Genomic DNA, 7,462 nt, shown 5'->3' with positions numbered 1-7,462 from the left:
TATTATGCTGTAATTTATGAATTAACAGCTTGATATCATTGATATTATCATTGGTTGAATTGATGTCTTGTTGTACATAAAGCAAGTAATTATCCAACATATCAATGACTTGTTGCCAATCATCTTGACGCATGACACCTATTGAACGTCTATATTGCATATTTTATCCCAACTTTGACGCGTCTGTTACTTTCATTGCGTAGCCAATATCTCAAGTCCTTGTCCTTGCTACTTAAACACCCATAATTGTTAAAACCCTATCAATTATAAATTGATGGGTTTTATACAATTCTATATGTTTCAGCAGCTCAATTTTTAAAGTCTACCAGCACTAATTTTTTCCTGTCCTACAGCTTCATACAACTCTTGCAATACAGGGTCATTTGGAATGCCTAGTTGTCTTTGGTCATGAATTTTATTCCATAATTCTTGAATTCGCTGGTCTTGGTCTTGTTTTGCTGTGATATTAAATACAAATTCTTCCCCTTTAATATCAACTAGTTGGGAGTATACATAACTAAAAATATTTTTTAGATGGGCTTCTTTAATTAACAACCAATCCAACTCACCATCACTTAAATCTTCTTTTTCATGTAAGTCCTTAATTTCATTAATAAGTTCTTTTAAAGTTGCTTCAGAATCACCAAGTGAATGATACAAACGACTGAATTCAGTGTCATCAACAATATGCTGATATTTTGATGTGGTCACGGTTTTCTCCTTTAGAGGTTTGGATAAGATGGTGGTGTATATTCAACATTATCACTAGTATTCGCTGATAAGTTTTCATTTACGTTTTTGTCTTTCTTTAGTTTTGAGAAAGACATACGAACATTCTTGCGAGATAAAGCCTTGCATTCATTGAATGTAATATCAATGACATCACCATACGAGTTTTTGGCATAGCAATCTGTTGAAGATTCTACAATGATGGCGATTCGTTCTAATTCATGTTGCTCTAAGTCAATTTCTGACTTTTTGTCCATATATTTAATTGGGTCAGTTTGCGGTTGTGCCTTATTGTCCTGTTGTTCAACTTGTGTAGCCGAATTATCACTATTGAATAGCTTGGATTGCTTATATTTAGAGTAACCACATGCAGGTATGCCAACAAATACAATCAGTAAAATAATAATATATATCAAAGGTATTTTAGCTTTATCAGTATGTTCTGTTGCTGATTTATAGAATTTAAACAGATGCTTAGGGAACTTGAATGTTTCCTTGTGAATTGCTTCATCTCGAACACTTTTGGTACTAGGATTCAATTTATGTTCAGGGAAATGAAAGATCGTTGATTGTTTAAGCCCAAAGATACGTCTTAAATGTAGATGTTCACCAACAAAGTCTAAAGTGTGTTGATTAATCAGTTTTGGTGATTGTGTAATGAGTACAATGTCATAGCCATTGTGTCGATGATAATCTAATTCCCAAGCGATATTTGCTATGTCCTCTGCCCTATCTTTTGGATATTTTTTTAGCATGTCACGTTTTGCAAATGCTGGATGTTTTTGGGCTTCATCATAAAGTACAACTGAACCAGCATCTAATTTACGCCAGTCAAAGGGATTTTCTAAATCATCTTCAAATTTGCGTACACCTGATATATTGATGCCATCAATGTTTGTCCATACATTACGACCATCATTGAGGAAATCAAATATCATGGATAAGGCTTTTAATGTTTTACCCGAACCAGGTGTCGCTGTAATTAGTGTAAGCATAGTACAAAGCTCATCAAACCAATTAAAATGCACATTTCCATTGCTCAATCCTCCTCATGCTTCGTCGTCATTCGCAATGGCTGTTATTACATTTCTCTAGTTAATACAAATTTCATAGAACGCAGATATGTCACGGTGACAAACGTCCCAAGTACAATAGATAAATATTTATCAAATCCAGCCAATCCGAGTATGCCAAGTACCGCAGGTGGTAACCCTGTGACAGCATCACGCATAGAATCAATCATTGATGATGTAATTTCATTCAAGAAATACATGGAGAATATGCCGATACCAAAGGCTGATATGGCTTTAATAACTAGACCCGATGCAAACCATGCAAGTAATCGAACTAATAAACTTGCCATGTTATGACCTCACATAACCAGCGAAGATATAACAAGCGTGAAGCCATGCAGCGAGTATCACGAATGGTCGTACATCAATTGCAAACGAGCAGAAATAATCATATGGCAATGATATTTGTGTCGATGCCATACCTAAATTCAAGGTAAATGTTTTTGGTGCTGGACATTGCCCATTAAAGTTAAATTGTGGGTCAGTCGGTAATCTGCTTTTATCAAATTCCTGAATATCATAATGTTCAGGTTCAGGAATTGCCGAATCATCTTTAAACCAGTCAATAAATGAACATATTGGCGTTGCCCAATCACAGAAAGATGGAATCACTGAATTTGTCGTTGTGGTTGTCTGATTGCCTGTAACCGCATCTGTCGTTGTTGATGTTGAAGTAACATCCGTTTGTGAAGGATAAACAGCTTGTTGTTCAAGTGATGCTGCAATATCTTGATAGGATTCCAATGATGTTGGTACTTCCCCTGTTGTAACATCTGGTGTTAGAGCTTCTGGAATGCCAATGGATTGCGTATTTACGGCTGGATCTGTGAGAATATTATTTAGTATTTCAGGTGTTAAAGTCGTTGGTTTAACTTCTTCGTCTTGGTTTACCACAGTACCTGTATTGGTCACTACAACGGATTGGTGATATGAAGGTAAATTTGGAGCAGTCTTATCAAATATGACACGTACTTGTTCTTTGTCATTTTCAATCGTATCAATTGCAAATTCATACGTTGGGTTTTGTGCTTGAAGTATGCCGAGCATACAACTTGCATATGATGCTGGAGAATTATGTTGTGTACCGCCACAAGTCCAAACATATCTTTGACTTGCACCGAGCACATATAGACCTGTCAAAGTATCAAGATACCAACCTTTGGTATGAAGAAATCCAGCAACCGCAGCAACACCAAGACCGCCAGCCCCAGCCATCAATCTACGATACATGGTACGACCAACTAAACCACTTTTAGGCTTAAAGTCTTTGATTGTTGCTGTGAGAGTTTTAGGTTTACCATTGACTGTAATGTTTTTTGTACCTGTCACATTGATTTTATTTGATGAATCTTTAGTAACTGTATAATCCCAAGTAGGATTAGCTGTATTCGCATAAGTATTTGAAGTAATTAACGTAAAAGCAATGCAGCAAAGCAAATACTTAAAATAATTAGATATATCCACCCTTCCACCTCTACACCTCATAAGTTAAGAACCCCACTACATAATTGTAATGGGGTAAGTTGAATCAACGGATTAATGCAATCACACGTTTGATGACCCATACCCCAGCAACAACAGCGATAATTGCAATACCTACGGTTTGTAAGTCGGCAGTACCACCTGAAATTGCAGCAGTAGCCTGTTCAGCTAATCCACCTCCCCCTGATGCCGTAGCAGAACCAGCGACAACAAGTGCAGTTGTACCTACGGCAGTAGGTGCGATTTTTGGCATAAATGCCTTTTTCAATTTAGTTAAAAAGTTCATAATGAACCCTCATTATTTAAGCAAGCTAAGAACTTGCTTGACGATGAACACAATGGCAAAGCAGCCTACAATTGCGATTAACATTTGGTCGGCTTGCTGTACCGTTAAATTTGGCAAGAAAGATGTTTGTTCCTGCCATTCCAAGCATGTTTGCAGACCCGATTCATTTGGCTGTGATAAAGTCTTGCAAACGTGCATTACTTAAATTTCTCCGGAGGTTTTTCTTCCTTCAATATTCTTTTGTAGTCTTCACGTGTGTAATAAACTGAACCAATCCGATAAAGCCATTGAAGCCCCTGACTTGTTTCAAATCGAATAAGCCTTGGATTCTTTTTCATTTTAAAAAATAGAAACACAGAAAATAGAAGACCCATTAAAAATCCTATTACTAGAGATACATATCTTGAAATACCATCTAGCTCTAAAATAATTTCATATTCATTCATAAGTGTTATCCATCACATTGTTTTTCATGCTGTTTAAGTAGCTCTATATAAAAGAAATAGCAGCCACACTTGTTACAGCAGTAAACTAAGCAACTCATCATTACTCAACTGGTTCAATGTCAGTTAGAATCACTTTTGATGTTTTCCCATTAGTAACCGTTTGAAATGCTACTTCGGCTTGAAATGGGAAATCTAAATGAGCGATACGCCCATAATTGATTGATGTACCCCAGTTATATTCAATCGTTGCAAAGCCAGTTGCATTACCTGTACTGGAATCTAAAGGTGCTTGAACATAGACAACGGTTTTGTCATATTTGTTGCCATTAAAGTCACCGACTGAACGCTTTGCACCTGTGATGATTAATGTTTGTTTATCTGACATCTTAATTTCCTCTTGACCCTAGACTTAATCCCATGCTGGTCATTGTCATACATGGAGTTATGCGACTTTCAGGAATTGTGATACTGGTTCCTGATACCAGTTTGGTAACTGTGAACTAAAGTCCACATCAACAAATCGAAGTAACGGCACAACATTGGATTGTGATTCGCCATGTAAATTTTGTAGAAATGCCTTTGAAAAGCCTGCTTCTTGAAGCTGTTTGATGTGGCGGTAAAATGTTTGATTGCCGTTATGTAGTTTTTTAATGGCGTGATAACCTTGTTCTCGTAAGGAAATAAAGAACAGCATTAATTTATGAGCTTTGGTATAACTGATATTGCCTTTCGGTGTCATTGTGAAATGCACAGCTTTAAGTTGTTCCAAGACGGAATCGTCATCGGTAATTTTCATGGTTTGACCCTCGAAAGCTGCAAATATATCTGACGTGGTTTCTTTCCATAATTCAGCCAATAAACAACGACCTTGCTGTTTTAAGTCCTGTTGATAATGGATTAAATCGGTAAGTAGAAATGGAATATCACGTCTTTCTAGCCAACGCTTGCAAATGGTTGATTCAAATCGGATTAGACCTTTAGACCATTCAATCAATCTAGGGTCTGACATGACGTTATAGACACGAGAAGCGGTTGCGTCCCCTGCCTCACTTTTTTTCTTGTACTCAAGCATTTGTTTTTCATATTCAATGGATTTTAAATATGCTTTTAATCGCTTGAGCCGAGAATTTTTTGCACCCCAATAACAAGTGGTTTGATATTCGTCTCCCCTTGCCTTTGTTTGTCCATTGCTCACTTTTTTCAGCATGTCCATGACTTGTTGGGCTTCATAATCATTTTTCATTCTTGCTGAATAGGTCACATCCAATTCCCATACTTGGGTCGATTCAATTTCTAACATGAAGTAAAGTTTTGGGTATGCGACAGCAAGCGTCACAAGCATTTCAGTAGAACCTAGTTCTATATCAGTCGTACCAAATATGTTATGCCCTTGAAGTAACTTCGCTGGTGATGCCTTAATTTCAACGTATGGATAATGGTTGCAGTCATGGAAGACTTTAAATGCCAATGGTGTAAATGAACTCTCTAATGATTCAAACGGATGATAAATTTCATCAATCTGCCAATCTTTAAAAAATCTATCCTCATGGTCGGCTAAAGCGACTGCCCTAGCCCCTAATGGAATCCCTAAATGAAGTACATCTAACAACATTCCTTTGTGGTCATGAGCCATCGCATTTTTTGCAGTCAGATAGGCAGCAGCACCAGTCACATGAACTGGTGAAAACGGTATCATCAAACGAAGCCTATCAAGCATAATGTATACATGCGTAACTATTACATAGGGCAATCCTATAACATTTTTGTGTTAATGTATACATGCGTAAATATAAAGTGCGTAAAAATAACTTGTATACTTGTTGAAAGGTGGAATATGAGCCAAAAGGCTTGGAGTAAGAGAATGGCAGTTACTGTTCGTTTGAATGATTCAGAACAAGAAAGGCTAAGACGTAAAGCCATTGAGCTGAACAAGGTATTAATTAATCGTGGTCTAGAACCAATCAAAGATAGTGAATTGGTGCATCGTATATTGGATCAAGCAATCGAAGCGACAGAAGTATCATCATCAGGTGAAATTATTATTGTTCTAAACTAGGGTAAAAATCTCATTATGAGACAAGAGTCCACCATTAGATAACGTGGACTCTTTTTTTAAACTTTTTTTATAAAAGCTGCATAGTTTAAATTGTATTCAAATCCATGCTGAATTAGCTTTTCGCTTATATAACTGTGACCATCATTGTTATCTTCAATTTTTCCAAGCCAAACTGAGTTAGTACAACCGAACCAATCCTCTGGAAGTAAATCCTTAATATGTTCTAAATCTAAAAAAATATTATCAATAAAACATTTTTGATCTATTCCTTTCGAGAGCAATGATCGAGCAAATGAAATTTCAATCTCATGGCTACACCCATATTGACCTAAATCGTCTTTAACAACCTCAAACCAAACATATCCCATCAAGATTTTTTCGTGATTAAATACCTTAAAAAACTCTTGATTAGGATTGCTTAAATAGTCTAAATTTTCACCCAATTTAAATGATTGAGTAAAGTTTTGTTTGTTTGAAAAAATTGCACATAGGTCAGAATCAATAATTAATGTATCAACCTTTTTATAAATATAATTACTCATTGTTTAAAGCTACTGGTCATTCTGAAGTCGCATAACTTCATTTTATGTTAAATAGAATATCTAAAGACCACGCCCTACAATTTACTTATTGTTGGCGTGGCACTTGACGGTTTCGATGATAAATCATCTTACCGTCAAGTGTACCCTAAATAACATAATATAAGTTATGCAGAAATCAGACCGCTACTCGATTTGCGTGCCGACAAGTCTACGCAAATCTGCGTGGCTATGACCTGATAAATATTCCTTCATGTCCATATATGGACAAAAAGTCAGTTATGAAGCTAGTTTTTGTCGAATGAGTACAATTTCAGCAAGTATCTTTTGCATTGATTCAGCATCATGTATCTGTAAATTTTCTCGTATATGTGTGAGTTTTTCTTGGTTTTCTTTAATAATTTGCTGTTCAGCATGTGATGCAATTTTAGCCTGTCTAGCAAGAGCAAATATTAAACTACAAACAGCTTCTCTAGTCACTTCGTAATCAATAATATCTTTATATTCAACGTCTTTAGCATCAACACTACAACAATCTAAGCTATTTATATCAAATTGAATCAGTTGCATTATTTCACCTTTGCCAGTTCCGAATATTGTAATCATATCTAGGTGGTAAGTTCATATTATGCTGTAATTTATGAATTAACAGCTTGATATCATTGATATTATCATTGGTTGAATTGATGTCTTGTTGTACATAAAGCAAGTAATTATCCAACATATCAATGACTTGTTGCCAATCATCTTGACGCATGACACCTATTGAACGTCTATATTGCATATTTTATCCCAACTTTGACGCGTCTGTTACTTTCATTGCGTAGCCAATATCTCAAGTCCTTGTCCTT

Annotated in this window: 13 protein-coding genes; 1 reads left to right on the top strand and 12 read right to left on the bottom strand. The window is 36.0% G+C overall.

Annotated features, from left to right (window positions below):
• Nucleotides 1–315 precede the first annotated feature (315 nt).
• From CAP51_RS17050 to CAP51_RS17010, 9 genes are all read right to left on the bottom strand, one after another.
• Complete coding sequence (locus CAP51_RS17050; RefSeq protein WP_087621967.1) at nucleotides 316–711, bottom strand: hypothetical protein; 396 nt, start codon at nucleotides 709–711, stop codon at nucleotides 316–318.
• Between the two features lie 11 nt (nucleotides 712–722).
• Nucleotides 723–1,724, bottom strand: coding sequence for a zonular occludens toxin domain-containing protein (locus CAP51_RS17045; protein WP_087621966.1), 1,002 nt, complete (start codon nucleotides 1,722–1,724; stop codon nucleotides 723–725).
• Nucleotides 1,725–1,810: 86 nt separating this feature from the next.
• Nucleotides 1,811–2,092 (bottom strand): DUF2523 domain-containing protein, encoded by a 282-nt coding sequence (locus CAP51_RS17040; RefSeq protein ID WP_087621965.1) that lies wholly within the window; start codon nucleotides 2,090–2,092, stop codon nucleotides 1,811–1,813.
• Nucleotide 2,093: 1 nt separating this feature from the next.
• Nucleotides 2,094–3,131, bottom strand: a complete 1,038-nt coding sequence (locus tag CAP51_RS17035) for a virulence factor TspB C-terminal domain-related protein (RefSeq protein WP_171294822.1) — start codon at nucleotides 3,129–3,131, stop codon at nucleotides 2,094–2,096.
• A 199-nt stretch (nucleotides 3,132–3,330) separates the two neighbouring features.
• On the bottom strand, nucleotides 3,331–3,570 hold the full coding sequence (locus CAP51_RS17030) for a hypothetical protein (RefSeq protein WP_087621963.1): 240 nt from the start codon (nucleotides 3,568–3,570) through the stop codon (nucleotides 3,331–3,333).
• Between the two features lie 12 nt (nucleotides 3,571–3,582).
• Complete coding sequence (locus CAP51_RS17025; protein ID WP_087621962.1) at nucleotides 3,583–3,768, bottom strand: hypothetical protein; 186 nt, start codon at nucleotides 3,766–3,768, stop codon at nucleotides 3,583–3,585.
• On the bottom strand, nucleotides 3,768–4,016 hold the full coding sequence (locus CAP51_RS17020; protein WP_087621961.1) for a hypothetical protein: 249 nt from the start codon (nucleotides 4,014–4,016) through the stop codon (nucleotides 3,768–3,770). Before CAP51_RS17020 ends, CAP51_RS17025 begins: the two co-directional genes overlap by 1 nt.
• Nucleotides 4,017–4,116: 100 nt before the next feature.
• On the bottom strand, nucleotides 4,117–4,401 hold the full coding sequence (locus CAP51_RS17015) for a hypothetical protein (RefSeq protein ID WP_087621960.1): 285 nt from the start codon (nucleotides 4,399–4,401) through the stop codon (nucleotides 4,117–4,119).
• Nucleotides 4,402–4,458: 57 nt separating this feature from the next.
• Nucleotides 4,459–5,733, bottom strand: a complete 1,275-nt coding sequence (locus tag CAP51_RS17010) for a phage/plasmid replication protein, II/X family (protein ID WP_087621959.1) — start codon at nucleotides 5,731–5,733, stop codon at nucleotides 4,459–4,461.
• Between the two features lie 144 nt (nucleotides 5,734–5,877).
• Between CAP51_RS17010 and CAP51_RS17005 the strand changes: the two genes are divergently transcribed.
• A complete protein-coding gene (locus tag CAP51_RS17005) occupies nucleotides 5,878–6,072 on the top strand; it encodes a hypothetical protein (protein WP_245809192.1) in 195 nt (64 codons plus the stop codon).
• 56 nt (nucleotides 6,073–6,128) lie between these two features.
• Here CAP51_RS17005 and CAP51_RS17000 read toward each other — a convergent pair whose 3' ends face one another.
• From CAP51_RS17000 to CAP51_RS16990, 3 genes are all read right to left on the bottom strand, one after another.
• Complete coding sequence (locus tag CAP51_RS17000) at nucleotides 6,129–6,614, bottom strand: hypothetical protein (RefSeq protein WP_087621957.1); 486 nt, start codon at nucleotides 6,612–6,614, stop codon at nucleotides 6,129–6,131.
• Nucleotides 6,615–6,890: 276 nt separating this feature from the next.
• Nucleotides 6,891–7,181 (bottom strand): hypothetical protein, encoded by a 291-nt coding sequence (locus CAP51_RS16995; RefSeq protein ID WP_087621956.1) that lies wholly within the window; start codon nucleotides 7,179–7,181, stop codon nucleotides 6,891–6,893.
• Between the two features lie 4 nt (nucleotides 7,182–7,185).
• Nucleotides 7,186–7,395: a hypothetical protein gene (locus CAP51_RS16990; protein WP_087621955.1), complete on the bottom strand. Its 210-nt coding sequence runs from the start codon at nucleotides 7,393–7,395 to the stop codon at nucleotides 7,186–7,188.
• Nucleotides 7,396–7,462: the final 67 nt, after the last annotated feature.

The organism is Acinetobacter populi, from assembly GCF_002174125.1.
GTDB lineage: Bacteria > Pseudomonadota > Gammaproteobacteria > Pseudomonadales > Moraxellaceae > Acinetobacter > Acinetobacter populi.
The sequence above is the reverse complement of the archived record's forward strand: the minus strand, read 5'-3'. Positions and strand labels throughout refer to the sequence as shown.